We start from the raw sequence: 23,061 nt of genomic DNA on the forward strand, positions 1-23,061 counted from the left end.
CTCCCGAAGAAGCGCGCCCATGCCACGGGGTAATAATCATTTGGCACTGGCTTAACAAGCACCCTGTTGAGTTCTCAAACAACCAACACACACCGCCTAGCTGCACCGTTTCCAGTACCGCTCGCCCGGGGCGTTTCGTACCGTTCCAGTCTAGCATGTCCGCTTCGCTGTGTCAAGTCCGCCTTGCGGTACTTTGTCCAGTTCCACGAGCGCACAACAACTCTTCCGGATACCCGGCCGAGTGTCGTAGGCTGTCGGCAGAACGTCCGCTGCGGCTCACTTTCGTGACCCGCGGTTCTCGTCCGTGTCCCTGCCGAGGAAGAACCTTACCCGCTCTGCGCCCGACTTCCAAATCGTGTCTGTCGGCCGTTTTACGGGCACGACCACTCGCCGGTCACCCGGTTTGATGATCGTTTGGGGCTTCGGCAGGACGACCGCCGCGGCACGACTTGCGCTCCGCTGTCTCGTCCGTTTCCCTGCCGACCATCTACATTACCCGGCCTTCCGATCTCCACCAAATCGATCACTCTCTTTGGTGTTGACCGGCGCGCCGGGCGCCTGTAACGAGGACGAAACCTACGCGGCGCCCGGCGCGAGAGTCAAACCGAGGTCACCCGGCGGCGAGCTCGATGCCGGCGAACGTGCGCTTCCCCTTGCGCAGCACCAGAAGCCCGCCCGCGAGGGCCCGCTCCGCGGCCACGACCTCCTCGGGATCGGACACGCGCTCGTTGTTCACGTACGCGCCGCCCTCCGCCACCGTGCGCCGTGCCTCGTTGCGGCTGGAGGCGAGCCCGGCCGCGATGAACAGGTCGGCGACCGTCGAGCCGGGCGGGGCCTGCACGAGGCCGGCCTCACTCAGCGCGGCCCGCAGCGTCGACGCCGACAGTTCGCCCAGTGAACCCCGGCCGAACAGCGCCTGACTCGCGGCGATCACCTGCGCGGTCTCCTCCGGGCCGTGCACGATCTTGGACATCTCCTCCGCGAGGCGCCGCTGCCCGAGCCGGGCCGCCGGTCGTTCCGCGGTCTCCTTCTCGATGGCCTCGATCTCCTCGCGCTCCAGGAACGTGAGCTTGCGCAACAGGCTGCCCACGACGGCGTCCTCGAGGTTCACGAAGTACTGGTACAACGCGTATGGGCTGGTCAGCTCGGCATCCATCCAGAGGCTGCCGCCGCCGGTGGACTTGCCGAGCTTCTCCCCCGCCGAGTTCACCAGCAGCGGCGTGGCCAGGAGGTGCACGGAGGCGCCCTCCACGCGATGGATCAGGTCGGTGCCGGCCGTGAGGTTGCCCCACTGGTCGCTGCCGCCGGTCTGGAGACGGCAGTCATACCGGCGGTACAACTCCAGGAAGTCCATTCCCTGGAGGATCTGGTAACTGAACTCGGTGTAGCTGATCCCCGCGTCGGAGTTGAGCCGTGCGCTCACCGCGTCCTTGGTGAGCATCTTGTTGACCCGGAAGTGCTTGCCGATCTCCCGCAGGAAGTCGATCGCCGACATGGACGCGGTCCAGTCGTAGTTGTTGACCATCCGGGCGGCGTTGCTGCCGGTGAAGTCCAGGAACGGCTCGATCTGCCCCCGCAGCTTCCCGACCCACTCGGCGACCTGGTCGACCGAGTGCAACTGCCGCTCGGCGGACGGCCGTGGGTCGCCGATCAGGCCGGTCGCGCCGCCGACGAGGGCGAGCGGGCGGTGCCCGGCGAGCTGTAGCCGGCGAACCGTCAGCACCTGGAAGAGGTGGCCGATGTGCAGGCTCGGCGCCGTGGGGTCGAACCCGCAGTAATAGGTGATCGGCCCCTTCGCCATCTCCTTGCGGAGTTCGTCGAGGTCGGTCGAGAGCGCGATCATGCCGCGCCACTGCAGATCTTCGAGCACATCGGTCATGCGCGCGATTGTCCCACCAGGACGCGGTCGGCTCCCACTGCATTCGGTCCGACCAGGGTGAAGGAGTTCTGTCGTACCCGGTCGCTAGGGTTGGGGCATGGCAGTCGTAAAGATCAACGCGATCGAGGTTCCCGAGGGTGCCGGCCCCGAACTGGAGCGCCGCTTCGCCGCACGGCACGGCGCGGTCGAGGGCCAGCCGGGCTTCCTGGGCTTCGAGCTGCTCCGCCCGACGGCCGGCGAGACCCGCTACTTCGTCTACACGAAGTGGGAGTCCGAGGAGCACTTCCAGGCCTGGTCCAGCGGCCCGGCCCGCGAGGCCCACGCGGGTGAGCGCGCCCGGCCGGTCGCGACGGGCGCGAGCCTGCTGGAGTTCGAGGTCGTCGAGCACACGGACCCGCGGGACTGACCATGGCGCGCTTCGTCCTCTTCCCCGGCCGCCATCACCTGCTGACCCGTTTCCAGGCGGCCTATCTGCGAGCCTTGGTGAAGAGCGAAGACGGCATTCGTACCGATCGTGAATCCGCCACCTCGCCGCCCACGATCGTCTGGGCGGTGACGAGCGCCAACCACCAGAACACCAAGCGCAATCCGGTGTCGTATGACCGCCGCGAGGCCGCCATCGAGCGCTTCAGCGTCCAGGAGGACCTGCGCTCGCTGGTCGTGCCGGTCTTCGACACCGCGCACACCGACCGCTTCGCCGAGGTCACGCTCAAGAGCGTCGAGTCCGTCCTGGGTCACCACCTGACGCCGGACGACACCGTGGTGGCCTGCTCGACGCCCGAGGTCGCCGCGCTGTATTCGGCCCTCGGCTTCCCCATCGCCCTGGTGGAGGGCGACACGGCGTTCGTTGACTCGACCGCCTCCTCGCCTTCGGAGGCCGGTCCGACCGCGACCCTCCAGGCGCCCGGCTCCGAGGGCACCGCCGGCTCATCCAAGCCCCAGCCGGCCGCGGTGCCCGAGCGGCCGTGGGACGTGCTCCTGCGCCTGGCCGACGGCGACCCCTCCTGGCGCGAGGCGGCGCACCCGGCGACGGTGGACGTCTACGACCGCTACCGCCTCGGCGAGCAGGTCGCCCTCGTGGTGAACGACCCCGTCGTCGGCGAGGAGGGCGGCCTGACCACGACCCGCGACTACCGCACCTACGCCGAGGCCTTCGAGGCCAGCGCCGAGCGCAAGTGGGACCTCGTCAAGCGCCATGTCCGCCCCGGCCGGATCGTCGACGTCGGCTGCGGCGCCGGCGCCGTGCTCGCCCTCGCCGACCGTGAGCCGGCCCTGCGCGAGAGCGACCTGATCGGCGTCGAGGTTGCCCGCCACCTCTACGAGGAGTGCGTGCACCGCAAGGCCCAGGGCTGGTTCACCAACCCCAATGTGTACTTCTACTGCCGCAACGTCCTCGGCGGCGCCGTCTTCCCGCCGCGCTCGATCGACACGACCCTGACGTTCGCGCTGACCCACGAGATCTGGTCCTACGGCCACCAGATGGACTCCCTGCGCGCCTTCGCACAGGCCATCTACGACCACACCGTCCCCGGCGGCGTCTGGATCAACTCCGACGTCTGCGGCCCCGACAACCGCGCGCTGCGGGTCCGCCTGTCGTTGCAGGGCAGCCCGCCGGCCCCCACGGCGCAGCCCGGTGCCGCCGCCCTGGACGAGCTGGGCCGGGACGAGATCGCGGCCCACGTCGAGGGCCTCTCCACCCGGGCCCGGCTGGACCGCTTCGCCGCGGACTTCCACTTCCCGCTGCCCTACAAGGACCTCGAGGATCCGTCCGACCCCGGCGCGGTCGAGATCGCGCTGTCCGACGCCATGGAGTTCCTCACCCACAAGGACTACCCGGACAACTGGCTCTCCGAGGCCCACGAGCAGTTCTGCGGCCTGGAGTTCGCCGACTGGAAGGCCCTGCTGACCGACGTCGGCTTCGAGGTCGACCCGGCGTCGCACTCCTGGCGCAACGACTGGATCGTCGAGCACCGCATCCGCCCCTACGCCCGGCTGTCCACACTGGACGGCCACCCGCTCGACTGGCCCGACACCCACGTCCTGCTGGTCGCCCGCCGTCCGTTGAACACCTGACACCAGCCGCCCGGCATCACCCGTCCGACTCAGACCCGGCCCGCATCCCGGCCCGCCGAGCGCGGCCGTCAACCACCGACAGATCGGGGGCACAGCGTGAAGGCGTTGCAGTATTCCGAGTACGGGCCGTCGAGCGTCCTGCACGTCGTCGAGCGTGCCGAGCCGGAGCCGTCGGCCGGGCGCATCCGCATCGCGGTGCGAGCCGTGGGGGTGAACCCCTTCGACTGGAAGGTGCGCAGCGGCGCCTTCGGCACCTCGCCGGACCGCCTCCCGATGGTCCCCCACTCCGATGCGGCCGGCGTCGTCGACGCCCTGGGCGAGGGCGTCGAGGGCGTGGCGATCGGCGACGAGGTGTTCGGCGTGGCCGAGGGCGGTGCGGCCGCCGAGCACGCGGTCCTGCGCCACTGGACGGCGAAGCCCCCGGCCCTGAGCTTCACCGAGGCGGCGGGTCTGCCCAACGTGGTCGAGACCGCCGGCCGGGCCCTGGACCTGCTCGGCCTCGGCAAGACCCAGTCACCCGCGGCCACGGGCGACGCCGGGACCGGCGCACCAGCGACCCACGGCGGCCCGGCACCCACCGCCGGCGACGTAGACCACGCGCCTCACGGCGACGACTCGCAGCCCGCCGCGGGCGTGACGCTCGTCGTCAACGGTGCGGCCGGCGGGGTCGGCATCGCCGCGGTGCAGATCGCCATCGCTCGCGGGGCCACGGTCATCGGCACCGCGAGCGAGCGCAACCATGACTTCCTGCGGGGGCTGGGGGTGATTCCGGTGACGTACGGGCCGGGGCTCGCCGGCCGCATCCGCGCGCTCGCGCCGAACGGGGTCGACCGGGCGCTGGACGCAGCCGGGCACGGGGCCGTCGCCGAGCTCGTCACGCTCACCCCGACGCCGGCGGACGTGGTGAGCATCGCCGACTTCGACGCGCCGAAGCTCGGGGCGCGGGTCACCGACGGCTCGGAGGGCCGCGCGTACCAGACGCTGCACGAGGCCGCCGCCCTCTACACCGCGGGCCGCTTCTCGATGCCGGTCGAGCGCACGTTCCCGCTGGAGGAGGCCGCGGCCGCGAACGACCTGAGCGAGTCCGGCCACGTTCGCGGCAAGATCGTCATCACCCTCTGAGGCACCCACCGCGGAACACGAGGACGACCCGCCGGGGCGGCGCGAGCACCGTCCGGCGGGGGGCGCGAGGTCCAGGTCAGGGGCCGAGGTCGACCGGGGCCGGGGTGGCCCGCTTGCAGACCCGGTTGTCGCCCGAGCTCCGGCCCATCACGTGACGGGCCGCCCACGGGAGCATGTGCCGGCGCACCCAGGCCAGCTCCGCGGTGATCGCCCGGTGGCGGGGGCGGCGCACCGGGGGCGGCAGCGACGCGTTCCAGGAGTCGTCGAAGCCGGGAAGGCCGAGGGCGTACGCGAGGGCGTGGCCGATGCGCTCGTGCCCGGCGCTGTTCGCGTGCAGGCGGTCGTCGCTCCAGAGGCGGGGATCGGAGGCGACGGGGTACGCCCCGAGGTCGAGCAGGATCGCGCCGCTGTCCACGGTCACCTTGCGGATGGCGTCGTTGAGGGCCAGGACACGGCCGCGCAGGGGCTTGGCGATCGGCATCACCGGGGCCGGGTCCGGCAGGGTGAAGGTGAGGACCGTCGCGCCGGCGGAGACGAGGGCGTCCTGCATGGCGAAGATGTCGGCGGCCACCGCGGACACGTCGAAGGAGCCGCGCAGGATGTCGTTCATGCCCGCCACCACCGTGGCCAGGTCCGGCTCCAGGGCCACCGCGGGGGCCAGCTGCTCGGCGCGAATCCGGGCCGTGGTGCGGCCGCGGATGGCGAGGTTGGCGTATTCGAGGACGGGGCCGCCACCGGAGGGCTGCGACCTCGCCACGTGCTCGGCGAAGCGGTCCGCCCAGCCTCGGTAGCCGCCCCGGCCGTCCGGGTCGTCCATGCCCTCCGTGGTGCTGTCGCCGATGGCGACGTAGCGGCGGTACACCCTCGTCATGACGTGCGCGAGGCGTAGGCGGCGCGGGCCGACTCGACGGCCGGCAGGTGCTCGGCCGCCCAGGCGCGGCAGGCGTCCATCGCCGGGAAGAGGGTGCGGCCGAGGTCGGTGATGGCGTATTCGACCCGCGGTGGCAGCTCGTCGTAGGCGGCCCGCGTGATCATGCCGTCGCGTTCGAGGGCGCGCAGGGTCTCCGCGAGCACCTTCGACGACACGCGGCGCATCGGCACGCGCAGCTCGGTGAAGCGGCGGGGGGCGCCGTCGCGCAGGCAGGTCAGGACCATGCCCGCCCACTTGTCGCCGATCTGGAACGGCGTCGCGGACGACGGGCAGGCCGGGTCGAACAGGTCCGGCGGCAGCGGTGCGCGCATGCGCTCACGGTAACGCGCGCCCCGGTTACGTTGCAGTTACCGGGGTCTCCCGTTCTACGGTCCCGGCATGACCAGGACAGTGGTGTTCGGAGCGGGTGGGCGGGCCGGTCGTGCGGTGCTGGCGGAGGCGCGGCGGCGAGGTGTCACGGCGACTCCTGTGGTGCGGGACCCGGCGAGGTACCCGGACCTGGAGGAGGCGGTGGCCGGGGACGTCACGGACGCGGCGCTCGTGGCCCGCGCGGCGCACGGGCACGACACGGCGATCGTTTCGGTATACAGCGGGAATCAGCACGACTACGCGGCGGCGATGGAGCGCCTGCTCGAAGGGCTGGAGCGGGCCGGGGTCCACCGGCTGTTCGTCGTCGGGCTCGCCCCCACGCTCGGGCCGCTGCCCGAGGACTTCCCCGCCGCCTGGCGGCCGTTCGTGGAGGCGCGCCGCGCGGAGCTGGCGGTGCTGCACCGCTACGAGGGGCCCGTCGACTGGGTGGTCGTCACCCCGCCGATGGAGCTGGTGGCGAGCGATGACGGCGGGTACACCTACGCGGCGCTGGCGGCGGCAGTGCTGGACGAGGTCGTCGCAGGCCGCCACCACCGCTGTCAGATCGCGGTCGGCGGCTAGACCGGCTCCACGGACGCGGCGAACGCTTCGAACTGCTCGGCAACCCCGGTCAGGTGCTCCTGCTCGTTCGACGACCCGTCGGGGGTCGAGACGCGCCAGCGCCGCTGCCCCGGCACGATCGCGACCCGGATCGAGGCGCCGTCCTCCCGCCACAGCTCGGCCGTCGTGTTGTCCTCGTCGAGCCGGCCGATGAAGTCGCGGATGTCGTCCCCGGTCGGATGATGGGCCAGCGACCCGTCCTCGGTCGTCAGTCTCGGCACCGGCAGCCGCAGCAGCCGCCGCGGCTGCCAGAGCGCCGCAGGCTGATGGCGACCGGGCCGCTGGAAACACAGCAGCTCGCACTCGTCGGCCAGCTTGTGGATGAAGTGCAGCGCCTCGCCGGGCGTGTCCCGGTGCAGCGCCAGCAACACGTGCGTGCCCTCGCCGACGACCGGCTCCGCCCACAGCGCCGGATCGACTCCCGCCCGCACCTCGCGGTCGAAGCGCTCCACGCCAGGATCGACGAGCGCCCATTCCGCGTCGCCGCGCCGCAACGCCTCGTAACGGTCGACACCCTGGTCAACCGTGATCGGTCGGGCCTCGTACCAGACACCAACCTCGATCAACTCCGCCATGGAAGACCAACCTACGGAACCGCCGGAAATCGGCGCAACTCAGCCACGCTGGGTGCCGAATCCATCACCCGATCCCGGTTCCACCCTCAGTGATCATCACTCTGCGCTATACGGCGCGCGGCGACCGTCTCGACCAGGCCCCCGGCCGCGTGCGTGGTCACCGTCAGCGGTCCGCCCGTATCTCCCGGTAGATCGAGAATCACGGCGGTGAGCGGGAGCGCCGCAACCCGCCCGTGGTCGGTCAGCCGCCCGGCCGGTTCGGCCCGCGCCCCGGCGATGTCGGTCCAGAGCACCGTCACTGAAGGGTGACGACGGGGTGACAGCCCGCGCGGGCGCAGCGTGAGACCGTCGTCGCCGGTCGTGACGCACACCGGCACGCCGCCGCCGAACAGCAGGGCGAGGCCGGGCCCGACCTCCCAGATGAGCGCCGCGCGCTCCAGCGGCACGCGGCCGAACCAGCGCAGTGCGCCGGCGGCGTGCGCGGCCCGCTGCCGGCGACGCGCCCACCACTGCGCCAGCAGCACGGGGCCGACCGCAGCCGCGGCGATACCGGCGAAGGCCAGGGCCGCGGGCCAGCGCCCGAGCAGCGGCAGCCCGACCGGTATCGCGGCGGCGAGCCCGAGCCACCAGCCGCGCCCCCGCACCGGGTCAACGCTACGCGGACGGGGCATGATGGGGCATGCCCTCTGCCCGCCCCGTCCGGCTGCTCCTGGTGGTCGCCGCCCTGGTCCTGGCCGTGGCCGGCTGCGGCGGCGGGGAGGCCCCGCCGTCCGCCGCGCCGCAGTTCGCCTCCGCCCCGGCCTCGGCCGTGGAGCCGAGCGCCGCCCCGCCGTCCAGCGCCGCACCGCCGGCCGCGCCCACCAGCGCCGGCCCGGTCGCCATCCCGGCCGGCGTCACCGCGGGCATCGTGATCTACGACCGGCAGGCGAAGGCGTACGTGCTGCAGCAGAAGCCGAGCTGGCGGTTCCGCTCCGCGTCGCTGGTCAAGCTGCTCATCGCGCTCGACTACTTCTGGAACAAGGGTCCCGCGTACACGGTGCCGGCCGCCGACCAGCCCAAGCTCCAGGTGATGCTGCGCAGCAGCGACGACGCGGCCGCGACCGGGCTGTGGAAGGCCAACGGGCAGCGCGAGATCGTCACCCGCATGGTGCAGCGGCTCGGACTGCAGGACACGGCGCCCCCGCCCGTCAGCCAGCCGGGGTACTGGGGCTACACGGCGGTCAGCGCGGCCGATCTGGTGCGGGTGTACCAGTACATCCTCGACAAGGCGCCGGACCCGGTGCGCGAGTTCATCATGGGCAACCTGCACCAGACCACGAAGTGCGGGACCGACCACTACGACCAGTCCTTCGGCATCCCGAGCACGTTCAAGGCCCCGCGCGCGGCCAAGCAGGGCTGGTCGGGCTTCGGCGACGACCCGGCGACCCCGTGCGTGGCCGGCGCCGGCTACAACGGCGGCGCGCGGTTCGTACCGGCCGCGGCCGAGCCGAACGCGCCCGACATGATGGGCGAGGTGCTGCACACCACCGGCACCGTCGGGGAGGACGACCGGTACATCGTCGCCGTGCTGTCGGTACACCCGGATGGTTCGCAGTTCGCGAAGGCGGCCGCCAACCTGACGAAGATCACGAAGGCGCTGCCCCTGCCGGCGTCGACCAAGCTCTAGGGCGAACGACTCCGGGAAGTTCACGCGCCTCGGCCCTCCGGTCGTGTAGAGACGGACACGACGGCTCCGACCACCTCGTGACGGCTTTCCTGAGAGGAATCTTTTGCGATGAAGTACCTGCTGCTGATCCACATGAACCCCGACGTGTGGTCGACGCTCGCCCAGGCCGACATCGACGAGGTGATGTCCGGGCACGACCAGTTCATCAAGACCATCACCGAGTCCGGCGAGCTGATCCGCACCGACGCGCTCGGCCAGCCCGAGGAGAGCGCGGTCGTGCGGGTGCGCTCCGGCGCGGCGACGGTCACCGACGGGCCCTACGTCGAGGCCAAGGAGTTCCTCGCCGGGTTCTACCTGGTCGAGTGCGAGTCCCGGGAGCGCGCGTGCGAGCTGGCCGCCATGATCCCGGATGCCAAGTGGAACGCGATCGAGGTGCGCGCCATCGTGCACACCCAGGAGATGTAACCCAGCGTGGCCGAGCCGTGGCCGGTCCGTCACCGCGCGGATCGGCCGCCGCCGTTTTTGTCGGTGGTGGTCCGTAGAATCGCGGCCATGGAGAGTGCACTCGATGTTCTACGCAGGGTGTTCGGTTACGACGCGTTCCGGGGCAGCCAGCAGGAGATCATCGAGCACGTGATCGCGGGCGGGGACGCCCTCGTCCTCATGCCGACGGGTGGCGGCAAGTCGCTGTGCTACCAGATCCCGGCCATCGTCCGGCCGGGCACGGCGATCGTGATCTCCCCGCTCATCGCGCTCATGCAGAACCAGGTCGACACGCTGCGGGAGCTGGGCGTGCGGGCCGGGTTCATCAACTCCACGCTCGACTTCGACACCCGCCGCACCGTCGAGGCCGAGTTCGCCGGCGGGGAGCTCGACCTCCTCTACCTCGCCCCCGAGGCCCTCGCCTCGCAGGGCACCATGCGGCTGCTCGACCGCGGGAAGATCGGGCTCTTCGCGATCGACGAGGCGCACTGCGTCTCGCAGTGGGGCCACGACTTCCGCCCCGACTACCTCAACCTGTCGATGCTGCACGAGCGCTGGCCGGACGTGCCGCGCATCGCGCTGACCGCGACCGCGACCAGCGCCACGCACAAGGAGATCGCGACCCGGCTCGGCCTCGACGAGGCCCGGCACTTCGTGTCGAGCTTCGACCGGCCCAACATCCAATACCGAATCGTGGCCAAGCAGGACCCGCGGCGGCAGCTGCTGGAGTTCCTGCGCGGGGAGCACCGCGGCGAGGCCGGGATCGTCTACTGCCTGTCCCGCAACTCGGTCGACAAGATCGCCGAATTCCTCAAGGACAACGGCATCCCCGCCCTGCCCTACCACGCCGGGCTCGACGCCCGGACCCGCGCGACCAACCAGGACCGGTTCCTGCGCGAGGACGGGCTCGTCATGGTCGCGACCATCGCGTTCGGGATGGGCATCGACAAGCCCGACGTCCGGTTCGTCGCCCACCTCGACCTGCCGAAGTCCATCGAGGGCTACTACCAGGAGACGGGCCGGGCCGGGCGCGACGGGGAGCCGTCGGTCGCCTGGCTGGCCTACGGCCTGCAGGACGTCGTGCAGCAGCGCAAGATGATCGACACCTCCGAGGGTGACGCCGCCCATCGCCGCAACCTCGGCCGGCACCTCGACGCGATGCTGGCGCTGTGCGAGACCGTCGAGTGCCGGCGCGGGCAACTCCTGGCATATTTCGGCCAGGAGCTCGGCAAGGCCTGCGACAACTGCGACACGTGCCTGGCCCCGCCCGAGTCGTGGGACGGCACGATCGCGGCGCAGAAGCTGCTCTCGACTGTCTACCGGCTCGAACGGGAGCGGGGGCAGAAGTTCGGCGCCGGCCAGTGCATCGACATCCTGCTCGGCAAGAAGACCGACAAGGTCGTGCAGTGGCACCACGACGAGCTGAGCGTGTTCGGCGTCGGCACCGACCTGCGCGACAACGAGTGGCGGGCCGTGATCCGGCAGCTGCTGGCGCAGAGCCTGCTGTCCGTCGAGGGCGACTACGGCACCCTGGTGCTCACGGAGAGCAGCGCCGAGGTGCTGGGCCGCCGCCGCACGGTGATGATGCGCCGCGAGCCCGAACGCGCGATCTCGGCCGCCAAGACCGCGAAGACGACACGCCAGGACGCGGCGGCCGCCCTGCCCGCCTCGGCGACGCCCGTGTTCGAGCACCTGCGGGCCTGGCGGGCGGCGACGGCCAAGGAGCAGTCCGTGCCCGCCTACGTCATCTTCCACGATGCCACCCTCCGGCAGATCGCCACGAGCCGGCCGCGGACGCTGGCGGAGCTGTCGGCCGTGAACGGGGTCGGGGAGAACAAGCTGGCTAAGTTCGGGCAGCAGATCCTGGATGCCCTCGCAGAGCTGGATTGACCGTCCCCTCCACGAAGATGCTGTGCCAGAGGCAGAAGCTCAGGACGATCCAGAGCTTCCGCGCGTGGTCGGCCTGGCCGCGCTCGTGCTCCTTCAGCAGGTCGTGGGCGTAGTCCAGGTCCAGCAGCGCCTTCGCGCCCGACGTGGACAGGACGTGGTGCGCCCACTCGTTGAGCTCCGAGCGCAGCCAGGCCTTGGCCGGCGTCGGGAAGCCGAGCTTCGGGCGGTCCTTGATGAAGGCCGGCACGATGCCCTCGGCCGCCTGGCGCAGGGCGTACTTCGTCGTGTGGCCCTTTCGCGGGAGCTTCAGGTGCGGGGGCAGGGCCGAGAGCACCTCGAAGACCCGGCGGTCCAGGTAGGGCACGCGCAGCTCCAGCGAGTGGGCCATCGACATGCGGTCGGCCTTGGTCAGGATGTCGCCGGTCAGCCAGGTGTTCAGGTCGATGTGCTGCATGGTCGTGGCCGGGTCCAGGTCCTCGACCTCCGCGTAGAGCGGCGCGGTCACGTGCGCGTGGCCGACCGCGGGGGCGCCGCGCAGCAGGCGGGACCGTTCGGCGTCGGAGAGGATGCGGGCGTTGCCGAAGTACCGCCGGCGCAGTGGCGTTGTCGCCCGCTGCAGGTAACTCTTGCCGCGCATCCCCTCCGGCATCGCCCGGGCCACCCGCCGCAGCGCGCGCTGGATCGACGGGCCGCGGCCGGAGACGGGCGCGAGGGACTGCGGCTCGCGGTAGATCGCGTAGCCGCCGGCGAGCTCGTCCGCGCCCTCACCCGACAGGACGACCGTGACGTGCTCGGCGGCGGTGCGGCAGAGGAAGTACAGCGGCACGATGGACGGGTCCGCGACCGGGTCGCCGAGGTGCCAGACGATCCGCGGCAGCGCCTCCATGACGTCGGCCGGGCGCACGATCGACGGGATCAGCTCCACGCCGAGCTCGCGGGCCGAGCGCTCGGCGATCTCGACCTCGTCGTTGCCGGCCTCGAAGCCGGCGGTGAACGCCCGCAGGTGCGGATGGTGCTCGGCGGCCAGGGCGACGATCGCGGTCGAGTCGATGCCGCTGGACAGGAACGCGCCCACCGGCACGTCGGCACGCATGTGCGCCTTGACGCTGTCGCGCAGGGCCTCGCGCAGGTCGGCGACGACGGCGGCCTCCTCGGCGGCCGGGTCGGGGCGGAACGCCGGGCGGGACCAGCGGCGGATCTCCGGGGCGCGGCCGAGCTGCTTGGTCAGCAGGGCACCGGCGGGCAGCCGGGCGATGTCGCGGTGGAGGGTGTACGGCTCGGGGACGTACTGCATCGTGAGGTACAGCGAGACCGCGGTCGGATCGAGGTCCTCGGCGGCGCAGTCCAGCAGCGGCGCCTTCTCGCTGGCGAGCCAGACGCCGTCGCGGGTTACGACGTAGTACAGCGGCTTGATCCCGAACGGGTCGCGCGCCGCGTAGAGCGTGTCCGTCTCCTCGTCCCACAGCGCGAACGCGAACATGCCGCGCAGCCGGTCCAGGGCGGCCGGGCCCCAGACGTCGAACGCGGCCGCGACCACCTCGGCGTCGCCGTCGGTCGCGAACGTGGCGCCGTGGTCGCGGGCCAGTTCCTCGCGCAGCGCCTCGAAGTTGTAGACCTCGCCGTTGAAGACGAGCGACCAGCGGTCGGCGTAGCGCAGCGGCTGGCGGCTGCCCTGCCGGTCGATGACGGCGAGACGCGCGAACCCGGCGGCCGTGCCGGGGCCGAGCCGCTCCAGGGCCAGGTCGTCCGGGCCCCGGTGCTCGAGCAGGGCGAGCCGGCGCTCCATCGCGCCGAGGGTCGCCGCGGTGATGATGTCGTTGCCGGTGTACATCAGGAAGCCGCACATGCCAGTCAGCCGACCACCGCTCGGGCCCGCCCAAGGGCCGATGCCGGGCCGTCCATCCCGCGTCTCCCCCGGGCTCGACCACCGGGGTAACCTGGGCGTTTCCCGGCCACAACGGGCAGCGCGGGGTGATCTGGCCACGGCGGCGGTTAGCGGGCCGGGCGCCGGGTAGCCGCGCGCCATGCTCCTGAGGGTGGTACGGCTGCTGGTGTGCGGAGTGCTCGGCGGGATGGTGCTGGCGGCCGCGGCCCTGCCCGTCGCGATCGTCAGCGGCGGTGCGGCCAAGGCCGGCGGCGACACGTGGGAGTCGCTGCCGACGGACCTGGCGACGCCCCGGGCCGCGCAGACCTCCTACGTGTACGCGAGCGACGGCAAGACGCTCATCACCGCCTTCTACGACGAGAACCGGCGCGACGTCGAGCTCGACGAGATCGCCCCGGTGCTGCAGCAGGCCGTCGTCGCCGCCGAGGACGCGCGCTTCTACCAGCATCACGGCGTCGACATCCGCGGCGTGGCGCGCGCGTTCGTGTCCAACAGCCGCGGCGGGGCGCAGCAGGGGGCTTCGACGCTGACCATGCAGTACGTCCGCAACGTTCTGAAGAACGACCCCGACCTCACGCCGCAGCAGCACGTCGACGCCCTCTCCGACACCCCGGCGCGCAAGGTGCGCGAGATGCGATACGCGCAGGCGATCGAGAAGAAGTTCTCGAAGGCCGAGATTCTGCGGCGGTACCTGAACATCGCCTACTTCGGCGCGGGCGCGTACGGCATCGCGTCGGCCGCGCAGACGTACTTCGGCAAGTCCCCGTCCGACCTGACCCTGCCCGAGGCCGCCATGCTCGCCGGGCTGCTGCAGTCCCCCGACGTCGACAACCCGCTCACCGGGGAGCGGACGGCGGCCCTGAACCGCCGCGAGTACACCCTGTCGTCGATGGCGAAGATGCACACGATCTCCGCTCAGGACGCCGCGGCGGCCGCGACGGCGGACCTGCACCTGAACGAGCTCCGGCCGCCCAACGACTGCACCTCGGTCGCCCAGGAGCACAACGACTGGGGCTTCTTCTGCGACTACTTCCGCGAGTGGTGGAACGAGCGCCCCGAGTTCGGCGCGACCCCGAACGAGCGCGACGAGCGGCTGCGCACGGGCGGGTACACGATCGTCACGTCGCTGGACCCGGCCGTGCAGTCCGCGGCGCTCAGCCAGTCCCTCGGCGTCTACGGCTACGGCAACGCGCGCTCGCTCCCCCTGGCCGTCGTGACCCCCGGCACCGGCCGCATCCTGGCCATGGCGGTGAACCGGCACTACAGCCTGGCGCCGGACCGCTCGAACACCGTCAACCAGCTGATCGCGGGCGGCGCCGGGGTGGAGGGCTACCAGGCGGGCTCGACATTCAAGATGTTCACGATGCTGGCCGCGCTGGATGCCGGCCTGCCCCTGAACACCCACTTCAACGCCCCGGCCCGCCTGGCGACCATCTGGCCGGGCAGCGCCTCGGCCAACTGCGGCGGACGCTGGTGCCCCGCCAACGACACCCCGTCGTGGATGGACGGCGACCGCACGATGTGGAACGGGTTCGGCCGGTCGGTGAACACGTACTTCGTGTGGCTGGAGCAGCAGATCGGCGCGCGGCGGGCGGTGGATATGGCGCAAAAGCTGGGCATCAGGTTCCGCGGGCAGCTGGATCAGAGCCTGGCCGCGAATGCCGATAAATGGGGATCTTTCACCCTGGGCGTGGCGCAGACGACGCCCCTGGACCTGGCCAACGCGTACGCCGCGGTGGCGGCGGGCGGCCTCTACTGCTCCCCACTGCCCGTCCTGTCGATCAAGGACCCCGACGGCGTGTCGCTGGACGCCGGCTCCCCCGAGTGCCGCCAGGTCGTCGACCCGGACGTGGCCGCGGCGGCGACGGACGCGGCGCGCTGCCCGGTGGGCCGCGGCTCGGCCTACGGCAAGTGCGACGGCGGCACCGCAGAGAACATCTCGGGGATCCTGGGGGGCCGCCCGGTGGCGGGGAAGACGGGCAGCTCCGAGAACAACGCGACCGAGACCTTCGCCGGCTTCACACCCCAGGTGGCGGCGGCGGGGATCGCGGTGAACGCGGACAACCCGAACGACTACGTGGGCGGGGGCGTGTCGAGCGCCGTGAACCAGGCGGTGGCCCTGACGATGGTCGCGGCGCTACGGGGCCAGCCGGTGCAGGGTTTCCCGGCCCCGTCGCGCAAGCGGGCCCTAGGCTAGTAACGCCGCCACTGCATCGCGTGCACGTCGTACTCCGCTTGATCCGTGACGGTTGACTTCGCTCTGGTGAGGTCGGCCAACGGCGTCGACCCGGTCAACCTGGCCGTGCAGCTGACCCGGGTCGTCCCGGCCTCGGGCAACCTCGGCGTGTGCGGCCAGCAGTTCTGGCCAGGCCCCGCCCACGCCGGCACCACGATCACGCTGTGGCCGACACGACCGTCGTGCACCAGCTCTAGGACGACGTGCGCCGCCCGCCTGCAGCAGCTGCTCACCGACCGCGGCCGGCCCGCTGACCCACCACCGCTGCCGGGCGGCGCGTCACCGTCCGGCTAAACCAGGCCCTGATCCCGTCCGGCCGGACCAGCCCCGGCACCACCGACCGACCCGCTGCGGGTCGATCGCCGCGTCAGCAGCCGCGGCGCCCTTGTCATCGCCCGGTCAGCAGATCCACGTCGGGATCGGACACGCCGGCCGGACTGTCACGGTCGCCGGCTCTGGAACTTCACCGGCGAGCCGACCTGGCGCGAGACCGAACCCGACTCGTAACGGATCAACTGGAGCCCGACACACTGCATCGCGCGCAGGACCCAGGGCCCTACCGAACCCGACGTCAGGCCCGCACGCTGGCCGAGCACCACACGCGGCGGGCTGGCCCGGGGCCCCGTGAGGCCCCAACTCCGCGCAGCCCTGGCGTCGCGAGCAGGGAGCTGCCCGAGCGAGCCGGGCCTATCCGTCGTGCCGCCCGACACGATGGATAGGCCCGGTGGCCTGAGCCGCCAACGGCAGCCTCCGACAATGCACGTCCACGCTCGATCCAGACCCGACCCGGCGTCCCGCGCGCGACGTGCGTGCGTGCGGGCGTCCGAAGCAGGCGAGCGATCAGGGCCGGCCCGACATCACATGTGACCGAGGGCCGAGGGGTCGATCAAGACGTGCCCGAACATCGTCGGCGGTGCGTTCCGTTCATTCACCTACGCTACCATCCGCATCCAAATTTCTGCGGTTGTCGATCACTGAACGATCGCACTCGGTAGCCAGAACGCTACTATGCCGCGTAGCCGCGCTGGGCGGTCCAGTCGGCCATCCGCTGGACGCTCAGGGTGTACGAGCCTACGCCGAGCGCGTCCGCCGGATCCGCGATCCGCACGGTGTCGCCGCCGTTGGTGTAGCCGACGATCGTCAGGTAGTGGCCGCCCGGGTACGCGTGGCTGTTCCCGGCATCGTCCACTGTGGAACCCGCGATGTTCGCGACCACGGCGTAGCCCTGGCTGATCGCGTGCACGACCGCCTGCTTCAGCTCCGCCGTGTCCGCCGCCGACGCGGACTGGCCGCGGATGAAGTGGGCGGTGTAGAAGTTGCTGCCGGTGTACGCGTTCAGGGCCCGCGTCGTGTCATCCGACGAGTTCGTGCCGTTCTCCGTCGTGCCCAGGGACTGGGCGACCTGGGACTGGGACGGGAACATGTTGCGGGCCGTCAGGGCGATCCGGGTCGCCGCGGGGCCGCAGAAGTAGTAGTTCTCCTGCCAGGCGAACTGGTACTTCAGGTCCAGCTGGGCGGGGGCCGCGGGCGCGGCCGGAGTCGCGGTCTGAGTCTGGGTCTGGGTCTGGGTCGGAGCCGGGGTCGGACGTTTGTCGCGGCTGGCCTTCGACGGGCTTTCCCGAGGCACGACGGCTTCAGCTGCGGCAGCGGGAGGCGCACTCGACACAGATGCGTTCGAGGCGGCCACGACGCCGAGGCCGGCCGCTAGCGCGACAACCGCCGACGCCACCGCGACCGGCAGCCGCGGCGCTTTGAGGACGCGCTGCGCGTGACGGGATCGGTAGATGTACGACACGGGGATCGACGCTAAACGCGCCGCTCAGAGGGCATCTCACCCCCTGGGTGAGACGGCCAGCGGGCCACTCGCCCGGGGCTCGGGCGCCTCGGGGCAGCTCGCCCGGGCGCCGAATCTCATCCCTGAAATCACCCTCTGCTCGACCCGGTCCTAGTCTCGCCCAATGCTCGCCGGCCAAGACGAACATCAACAGCTCACGAGCGGTCCGCGTCACCTTCGGACCCGCCGCTTCCGCCACGCCGGGCAATCGCCGGGGCAACCCGAGACCCGGTTGATGGCACCGTACTGGGAGCGGACGCAGCTCTGGGACCCAGCCCAAATCTGGCAACGCATTCAGCCGGTTCGGTCCGGCATCGCGGCCGCGGTCGCCGCCATTCCCGGCCGCACCACGCAAGAGCGACGGGTGATGGCGCCGTTCTGGGAGCCGAGGCAACCGATCCGCGCCGGCATCGCGGTCGCGGTCGCCGCCCTCGCGTTCATCGCCGTCCTGCCCGGCCGCTCAGAGCAGCCCGCGCAGCCGCAGGCGGAACCGGCCCAGGTCGCCGCCGCGCGGGTCGAGCCGTCGACGGCGTCGCGCAACGACCAGCGCGCGCACGCGCCGCAGCCCATCCCGACTCCGACGGCACCGGTCGTCGTGGACCCGGTGGGCGGGCTCAGCCGCGCCGAGATGGACAACGCGATCGCGATCGTCGACGTCGCCAAGCGCGAGAGACTGCCCAAGCGGGCGGCCGTGGTCGCGCTCGCCACCGCGCTGCAGGAGAGTCACCTGCGCAACCTGGCCAACCCGAACGTCCCGTCGTCGCTGGGCCACCCCAACGAGGGTGTCGGCTACGACTACGACTCCGTCGGGCTGTTCCAGCAGCGGCCGAACTGGGGCTCCGTCGACCAGCTCATGGACCCGCACGAGTCCGCGCGGCGGTTCTACTCGGCGCTGACGCGCATCCCCGGCTGGGGCGACTACGCCGTGACCGTCGCGGCGCAGAAGGTGCAGGGGTCGGCGTTCCCGGACGCGTACGCGAAGTGGGAGGACCTCGCCACCCAGATCGCCGACGCGACCATGTGAGCCCAGGTAAGCCGCGATATCACCCTGAAGGCCAAGCGGCCTAGCCCGGCTGGGTCGCAGGATGCCCGCATGCGCACACGAACCACTGTTGCGGCCCTGGCGCTCGCGGCCGCCGGGCTGACCGCCTGCCACGGCGACCCGCCGAAGGCCGCCGCGAAGCCGAAGCCGCCGCCGCTCAAGCCGGCGGCGCTGAGCGTCACACCGGCGTCGGGTGCGGGCGCGGTGCCGATCAGCGCCGAGATCGGCACCAGCGTCACCGACGGCAAGATCACCTCGGTGTCACTCGTGGACGCCGCGGGGCAACAGCTTCCGGGGGCGCCCCGCGATGACGGATCCACATGGGTACCGGCGGCGGCCCTGCGGTACGACACGTCCTACACCGCGAAGGTGACCGCCGTCGGTGCCGACAACCACCCGGTCACCCAGGTGACGACCTTCCACACGGCCGCGAAGCCGTCCGGCTCCGCGGTGACGAGCGACCTGATGCTCACCAACGGCGGGACCTACGGCGTCGGCATGCCGATCGTGGTCGAGTTCGGTTCCGACGTACCGCCGGAGAACCGCGCGGCCGTCCAGCAACGCCTGTTCGTAACGAGCGACCCGCCGCAGCCGGGGGCGTGGCACTGGTTCGGCGGGAAGCAGGTGATGTACCGGCCCGAAAACTACTGGCAGCCCGGCACGAAGATCACGGCCCGCAAGGCCCTCAACGGGGTGGCCATCGGCAGCGGGCACGCCGACGAGGACCTCAGCGCGAGCGTCACGATCGGCCGCAAGCTCACGATCGACATCGACAACAGCACCAAGACCATGCAGGTGTCGGTGAACGACGCCGTCGTGCGCAGCATTCCCGTCAGCCTCGGCAAGGCCTCGACACCGACGTCGAGCGGCACGACGGTGATCATGTCCCGCGAGCCGTCGGCGTTGTTCAAGACGCCGGAGTACACCACGACCGTGCAGTACGCGATGCGCCTCACCTGGGGCGGGCAGTACATCCACGCCGCCCCCTGGTCCGTCTCCGACCAGGGCAAGCGCAACGTCTCGCACGGCTGCACCAACGTGTCCACCGACAACGCCCGGTGGCTCTACGAGCAGGTCCTCGTCGGCGACCCGGTCGTCACCCGCAACACCGAGGTCGGCCTCGACCCCGGCGACGGCTGGACGGCCTGGAACCTGCCCTGGTCCGAGTACACGAAAGCCTGAGAGGAGTCCGGCATGGAGGTCATCCGCGCGCCGAGCACGAGCCGCCCGGCGCCGCAGCAGCGATACTCGGGAGTCGCCTGGATCGGCCGCGACGTCGTCGCCCTGGAGCCGTCCCGGCTGGCCACGTTCCACGCCCAGTTCAACCCGGGCGCCCGCACGGCCTGGCACCGCTGCCCCTACGGCCGCGTCCTGCACGTGCTGCACGGCATCGGCCGCGTCCAGCGCCGGGGCGGCCCGGTCCACGAGGTCCGGGCCGGCGACACGGTAGTGGTCGCCGCGGGCGAGTGGCACTGGCACGGCGCCGCCCCGACCACCTTCGTCGCGGTGGTGTCGACCCACGAGACGGACCCGGACGGGCCCGGGACCGAGTGGGGTGAGCAGGTGACCGACGCCGAGTACGCCCGCCCGCCCCAGTCCACCGCGATCCGCCTCCCCGACGAGGACCGGGTCGCGACCCGGGAACCCACCTGGTGACACGGAAGGCCCGGACCGGCGACGGTCCGGGCCTCCGTCACGTACGGGGCAATTTCGGCAGCTTCGGCAGTTTCGGGACGTGGCGGCGGTACTCGCTCACCGTCGGGTCCCCGGTCAGCCAGAAGCGCCACGGCACGTCGTGGGCGCCGGTCACGCCGACGCGCGGGCCGGCCGAGATCGCGCCGACCGGGGCGGCCGGGGCGCTCAGCGGGCCGTCGAGCAGGTAGGTGCCGTAGAAGTCGCGGCCGATCGCGAGGGCGCTGCACAGCCGCGCCGGGCCGCGGGCGAGGTCGGCGTCCGTGCGGGCGGCCGGGCGGCGACCGCGGGCCGCGTCCACGCCCGCAACGACCTCGCCGGCGCGCAGGAGCACGGCCGACGCGGTGCCCTCGGTGCCCGTGACGACGTTCATGCAGTAGTGCATGCCGTAGGTGAAGTACACGTAGGCGTAGCCGGCCGGGCCGAACATGATGGCGTTGCGCGGAGTCCGGCCGCGGTGGGCGTGGGAGGCGGGGTCCTCGCCGGTGCCGGAGTACGCCTCGACCTCGGTCAGCCGGACCGTCACCCCGCCGGCGGTGAGCCGGCAGCCGAGCAGCGCCCGCGCGGCCTGCTCGACCGGGCCCGCCAGGGCGTCGGCGAGGCTCACGAGGCGATCAGGCCGATGCGCCGGACGAGGTCGTCCACCGTCTTGTCCAGCGGCGGCAGCGGGAAGCCGGGGACGAACTGGCGCATGACGACCGCGCCGTGCAGGGAGGTCCACAGGGTCGAGGCGTCGGCGAAGGGGTCGGTGCTGCCCGAGCGGCCCGCGGCCACGCACGCCTTGAGCCCGTCGACGAGGACCCCGAAGGCCTCGAGGCGGCGTTGCCACACCTCGGGCAGGTCGGCCACGTCGGCGGCGCTGCGCATCTCGGGGCGGCCGGTGCGCTGGCGGCCGAAGAGCACCCGGTAGCGGGCCGGGTCCTGCATGCCGAAGCGGACGTACGCCTGGCAGCCTGCCATGAGCCGCGCTACGGGATCGGCCACGCCCTCGGCCGCGTCGATCACGAGCTGCCGCAGGCGCTCGAAGGCGATGTCGAGCACCGCCTCCAGGATCGCGTCGCGGTCGGCGAAGTGGGTGTAGATCGACGGCGCCGAGATCCCGGCCTCGCGGGCGACGGAGCGCAGGGTCAGCGCCTCCTCGTTGCCCTCGCGCTCGAGCAGGCGCTCGGCCGCGGCCACGATCTCGTCGCGCAGCAGGGCCCCCTCGCCGCGCCGGTTGCGGGTCCGGCCACCACCGGCCGAACCCGCGGAGTCCGACTTCATACCGTTCATCATGCCGTCTGCGCGACGAGCTCCGGCGAGCGGACCGCGTCCGGGGCCACCCGGCGCGGGCGGACGATCAGCACGGTCAGGGCCATGAGCAGCGAGATCCCGGCGGCGATCAGGGCGCCGCGGGACATGGCGCCGGTGAAGGCCTGGTCCGCGACGGCGATCACGTGCTGGGCGGCCGGGGCGGGCAGGGTCGCGGCGAACCCGTGGGCCGTGGGCAGGTCGGTGCCCGCCGGGCCCAGATCGGTACCAACCGAGGAACGGTAGGCGGAAGAGACCACGGTGCCGATGACCGCGATGCCCAGCACGCCACCCAGCTCCCGGATCACGCTGTTGAGGGCGCTGGCCATCGAGGCGAACTGGGGCGGGACGGAGCCGCTGATCTGCAGGCTGGCCGGGGCCATCATCATGCCCATGCCGAGGCCGATGACGGCGGTACCGGCGGCGATCCGCCAGAACTCGGTGTGCACGCCGGTGGTGGCGAGCGCCAGCAGGCCGGCGGTGGCCAGGAAGAGCCCGAGCGCGAGGGTGCCGCGGGTGCCGAGCCGGCCGGTGATGAGCGGCGAGGTGGCCGAGGTCGCGGCCATCGCCGCGGCGAACGGCATCGCGCCGAGGCCGGCCACGAGCGGGCTGTAGCCGTGCACCAGCTGCAGGTACTGCGACAGCTCGAACAGCGTCCCGAAGAGCACGAAGAACACCACGGCGAGGGAGAGCGCGGCCACGGCGAAGGTGCGGTTGGTGAACAGGTCGAGCCGCACGAGCGGGGACGCGGCCCGGCGCTGCCACAGCACGAACACCACGACGAGGACGGCGGCGGCGGCGAGCTCGGCGAGCGTGACGGCGCCGGCCCAGCCGCGCGTGGGGGCCTGGATGACGGCGTCGACCACGGCCGCGACCGCCGCGGTGGACAGCAGCGCGCCGGGGACGTCGAGGCGGCCGCCGCGCACGGCGGGGACGGAGGGCACGACCGCGAACACGGCCGCGACGGCGAAGGCGACGAGCGGGACGTTGATCCAGAAGGCGCTGCTCCACGAGTAGTGCTCGAGCAGGGCGCCGCCGGTGACGGGGCCGACGAGCACGCCGATGCCGGCCGCGGCGGACCAGGCGCCGAAGGCCTTCGGCCGCTCGTGGGCGGGGAAGATGCGGGTGATGATCGCGAGGGTCGCCGGCATGACGAACGCAGCGCCGAGGCCCATCACCGCGCGCCAGGCGATGAGCTGCCCGGGCGAGTCCGACAGGGCCGCGACCGCGGAGCCGCCGCCGAAGACGACGAGCCCGCCGAGCAGGGCGTTGCGGGAGCCGAGCCGGGCGCCCAGGCTGCCGGCGAGGATCAGGGCGGAGGCGAAGACGAGGGTGTACGCGTCGGTGATCCACTGCAGGTCGGCGGTTCCGGCCCGCAGCGCGTGCGCGAGGGACGGCAGCGCGGTGTTGAGCACGGAGTTGTCGAGGGTGACGGCGACGAGCGTCAGGCTGAGGACCGCGAGAGCGGCCCAGCGACGCGGATACTCGGACACG

At 72.1% G+C, this 23,061-nt stretch carries 22 protein-coding genes; 12 read left to right on the forward strand and 10 right to left on the reverse strand.

What is annotated here, in order from left to right:
* Window positions 1-610: 610 nt before the first annotated feature.
* Window positions 611-1,879, reverse strand: a complete 1,269-nt coding sequence (gene tyrS, locus ABT369_RS15560) for a tyrosine--tRNA ligase (RefSeq protein ID WP_350612481.1) — start codon at window positions 1,877-1,879, stop codon at window positions 611-613.
* 97 nt (window positions 1,880-1,976) lie between these two features.
* Here tyrS and ABT369_RS15565 point away from each other — a divergent pair, with 97 nt between their 5' ends.
* From ABT369_RS15565 to ABT369_RS15575, 3 genes are all read left to right on the forward strand, one after another.
* On the forward strand, window positions 1,977-2,285 hold the full coding sequence (locus ABT369_RS15565) for an antibiotic biosynthesis monooxygenase family protein (protein WP_350612482.1): 309 nt from the start codon (window positions 1,977-1,979) through the stop codon (window positions 2,283-2,285).
* A gap of 2 nt (window positions 2,286-2,287) precedes the next feature.
* Window positions 2,288-3,952 carry a class I SAM-dependent methyltransferase gene (locus tag ABT369_RS15570; protein ID WP_350612483.1) on the forward strand — a complete coding sequence of 555 codons (1,665 nt, stop codon included), beginning with the start codon at window positions 2,288-2,290 and terminating at the stop codon, window positions 3,950-3,952.
* Window positions 3,953-4,048: 96 nt separating this feature from the next.
* On the forward strand, window positions 4,049-5,074 hold the full coding sequence (locus ABT369_RS15575) for an NADP-dependent oxidoreductase (RefSeq protein ID WP_350612485.1): 1,026 nt from the start codon (window positions 4,049-4,051) through the stop codon (window positions 5,072-5,074).
* A gap of 76 nt (window positions 5,075-5,150) precedes the next feature.
* On the opposite strand, the gene ABT369_RS15580 is transcribed toward ABT369_RS15575, so the two are convergent.
* Window positions 5,151-5,945, reverse strand: coding sequence for an SGNH/GDSL hydrolase family protein (locus ABT369_RS15580; protein WP_350612486.1), 795 nt, complete (start codon window positions 5,943-5,945; stop codon window positions 5,151-5,153).
* Complete coding sequence (locus tag ABT369_RS15585; protein WP_350612487.1) at window positions 5,942-6,316, reverse strand: winged helix-turn-helix transcriptional regulator; 375 nt, start codon at window positions 6,314-6,316, stop codon at window positions 5,942-5,944. Before ABT369_RS15585 ends, ABT369_RS15580 begins: the two co-directional genes overlap by 4 nt.
* Window positions 6,317-6,383: 67 nt before the next feature.
* On the opposite strand from ABT369_RS15585, the gene ABT369_RS15590 reads away from it, so the two are divergent.
* Entirely contained in the window at window positions 6,384-6,935 is a 552-nt protein-coding gene (locus ABT369_RS15590; protein ID WP_350612489.1) for an NAD(P)-dependent oxidoreductase, read from the forward strand.
* Here ABT369_RS15590 and ABT369_RS15595 read toward each other — a convergent pair.
* Both ABT369_RS15595 and ABT369_RS15600 read right to left on the reverse strand, forming a co-directional pair.
* Entirely contained in the window at window positions 6,932-7,549 is a 618-nt protein-coding gene (locus ABT369_RS15595; protein WP_350612490.1) for a hypothetical protein, read from the reverse strand. The genes ABT369_RS15590 and ABT369_RS15595 overlap by 4 nt on opposite strands.
* Before the next feature lie 86 nt (window positions 7,550-7,635).
* Entirely contained in the window at window positions 7,636-8,193 is a 558-nt protein-coding gene (locus ABT369_RS15600; protein ID WP_350612491.1) for a hypothetical protein, read from the reverse strand.
* A 35-nt stretch (window positions 8,194-8,228) separates the two neighbouring features.
* Between ABT369_RS15600 and ABT369_RS15605 the strand changes: the two genes are divergently transcribed.
* The 3 genes from ABT369_RS15605 (at window position 8,229) to recQ (ending at window position 11,588) form a co-directional block, all read left to right on the forward strand.
* A complete protein-coding gene (locus ABT369_RS15605) occupies window positions 8,229-9,215 on the forward strand; it encodes a hypothetical protein (protein ID WP_350612492.1) in 987 nt (328 codons plus the stop codon).
* A gap of 108 nt (window positions 9,216-9,323) precedes the next feature.
* Window positions 9,324-9,680 carry a YciI family protein gene (locus tag ABT369_RS15610; RefSeq protein ID WP_350612493.1) on the forward strand — a complete coding sequence of 119 codons (357 nt, stop codon included), beginning with the start codon at window positions 9,324-9,326 and terminating at the stop codon, window positions 9,678-9,680.
* Window positions 9,681-9,767: 87 nt separating this feature from the next.
* Window positions 9,768-11,588: a DNA helicase RecQ gene (recQ, locus tag ABT369_RS15615; protein WP_350612494.1), complete on the forward strand. Its 1,821-nt coding sequence runs from the start codon at window positions 9,768-9,770 to the stop codon at window positions 11,586-11,588.
* Here recQ and asnB read toward each other — a convergent pair.
* Window positions 11,542-13,434 (reverse strand): asparagine synthase (glutamine-hydrolyzing), encoded by a 1,893-nt coding sequence (gene asnB, locus ABT369_RS15620; protein ID WP_350612495.1) that lies wholly within the window; start codon window positions 13,432-13,434, stop codon window positions 11,542-11,544. The genes recQ and asnB overlap by 47 nt on opposite strands.
* Window positions 13,435-13,612: 178 nt before the next feature.
* Here asnB and ABT369_RS15625 point away from each other — a divergent pair, with 178 nt between their 5' ends.
* Together ABT369_RS15625 and ABT369_RS15630 are read left to right on the forward strand one after the other, a co-directional pair.
* Entirely contained in the window at window positions 13,613-15,670 is a 2,058-nt protein-coding gene (locus ABT369_RS15625; protein WP_350612497.1) for a transglycosylase domain-containing protein, read from the forward strand.
* A 45-nt stretch (window positions 15,671-15,715) separates the two neighbouring features.
* Window positions 15,716-16,003 (forward strand): hypothetical protein, encoded by a 288-nt coding sequence (locus ABT369_RS15630; protein ID WP_350612843.1) that lies wholly within the window; start codon window positions 15,716-15,718, stop codon window positions 16,001-16,003.
* Window positions 16,004-16,715: 712 nt separating this feature from the next.
* Here ABT369_RS15630 and ABT369_RS15635 read toward each other — a convergent pair.
* Window positions 16,716-17,336 carry a C39 family peptidase gene (locus ABT369_RS15635; RefSeq protein ID WP_350612499.1) on the reverse strand — a complete coding sequence of 207 codons (621 nt, stop codon included), beginning with the start codon at window positions 17,334-17,336 and terminating at the stop codon, window positions 16,716-16,718.
* A 574-nt stretch (window positions 17,337-17,910) separates the two neighbouring features.
* Here ABT369_RS15635 and ABT369_RS15640 point away from each other — a divergent pair.
* The 3 genes from ABT369_RS15640 to ABT369_RS15650 all read left to right on the forward strand — a co-directional run bounded on the left by ABT369_RS15640 (window position 17,911) and on the right by ABT369_RS15650 (window position 20,241).
* Complete coding sequence (locus ABT369_RS15640) at window positions 17,911-18,567, forward strand: hypothetical protein (protein ID WP_350612502.1); 657 nt, start codon at window positions 17,911-17,913, stop codon at window positions 18,565-18,567.
* A 69-nt stretch (window positions 18,568-18,636) separates the two neighbouring features.
* Complete coding sequence (locus tag ABT369_RS15645; RefSeq protein WP_350612504.1) at window positions 18,637-19,767, forward strand: L,D-transpeptidase; 1,131 nt, start codon at window positions 18,637-18,639, stop codon at window positions 19,765-19,767.
* Window positions 19,768-19,779: 12 nt separating this feature from the next.
* Window positions 19,780-20,241: a cupin domain-containing protein gene (locus ABT369_RS15650; protein WP_350612505.1), complete on the forward strand. Its 462-nt coding sequence runs from the start codon at window positions 19,780-19,782 to the stop codon at window positions 20,239-20,241.
* A 37-nt stretch (window positions 20,242-20,278) separates the two neighbouring features.
* On the opposite strand, the gene ABT369_RS15655 is transcribed toward ABT369_RS15650, so the two are convergent.
* From ABT369_RS15655 to ABT369_RS15665, 3 genes are read right to left on the reverse strand one after another with little or no spacing between them, the layout of a single operon-like run.
* Window positions 20,279-20,884 carry a DNA-3-methyladenine glycosylase gene (locus ABT369_RS15655; protein ID WP_350612506.1) on the reverse strand — a complete coding sequence of 202 codons (606 nt, stop codon included), beginning with the start codon at window positions 20,882-20,884 and terminating at the stop codon, window positions 20,279-20,281.
* Complete coding sequence (locus ABT369_RS15660) at window positions 20,881-21,540, reverse strand: TetR/AcrR family transcriptional regulator (RefSeq protein WP_350612507.1); 660 nt, start codon at window positions 21,538-21,540, stop codon at window positions 20,881-20,883. The genes ABT369_RS15655 and ABT369_RS15660 overlap by 4 nt, the downstream gene beginning before the upstream one ends.
* Window positions 21,541-21,548: 8 nt before the next feature.
* On the reverse strand, window positions 21,549-23,060 hold the full coding sequence (locus ABT369_RS15665; RefSeq protein WP_350612508.1) for an MFS transporter: 1,512 nt from the start codon (window positions 23,058-23,060) through the stop codon (window positions 21,549-21,551).
* Between the last annotated feature and the right edge of the window lies 1 nt (window position 23,061).

Source organism: Dactylosporangium sp. NPDC000244, from assembly GCF_040300725.1.
Lineage (GTDB): Bacteria > Actinomycetota > Actinomycetes > Mycobacteriales > Micromonosporaceae > Dactylosporangium.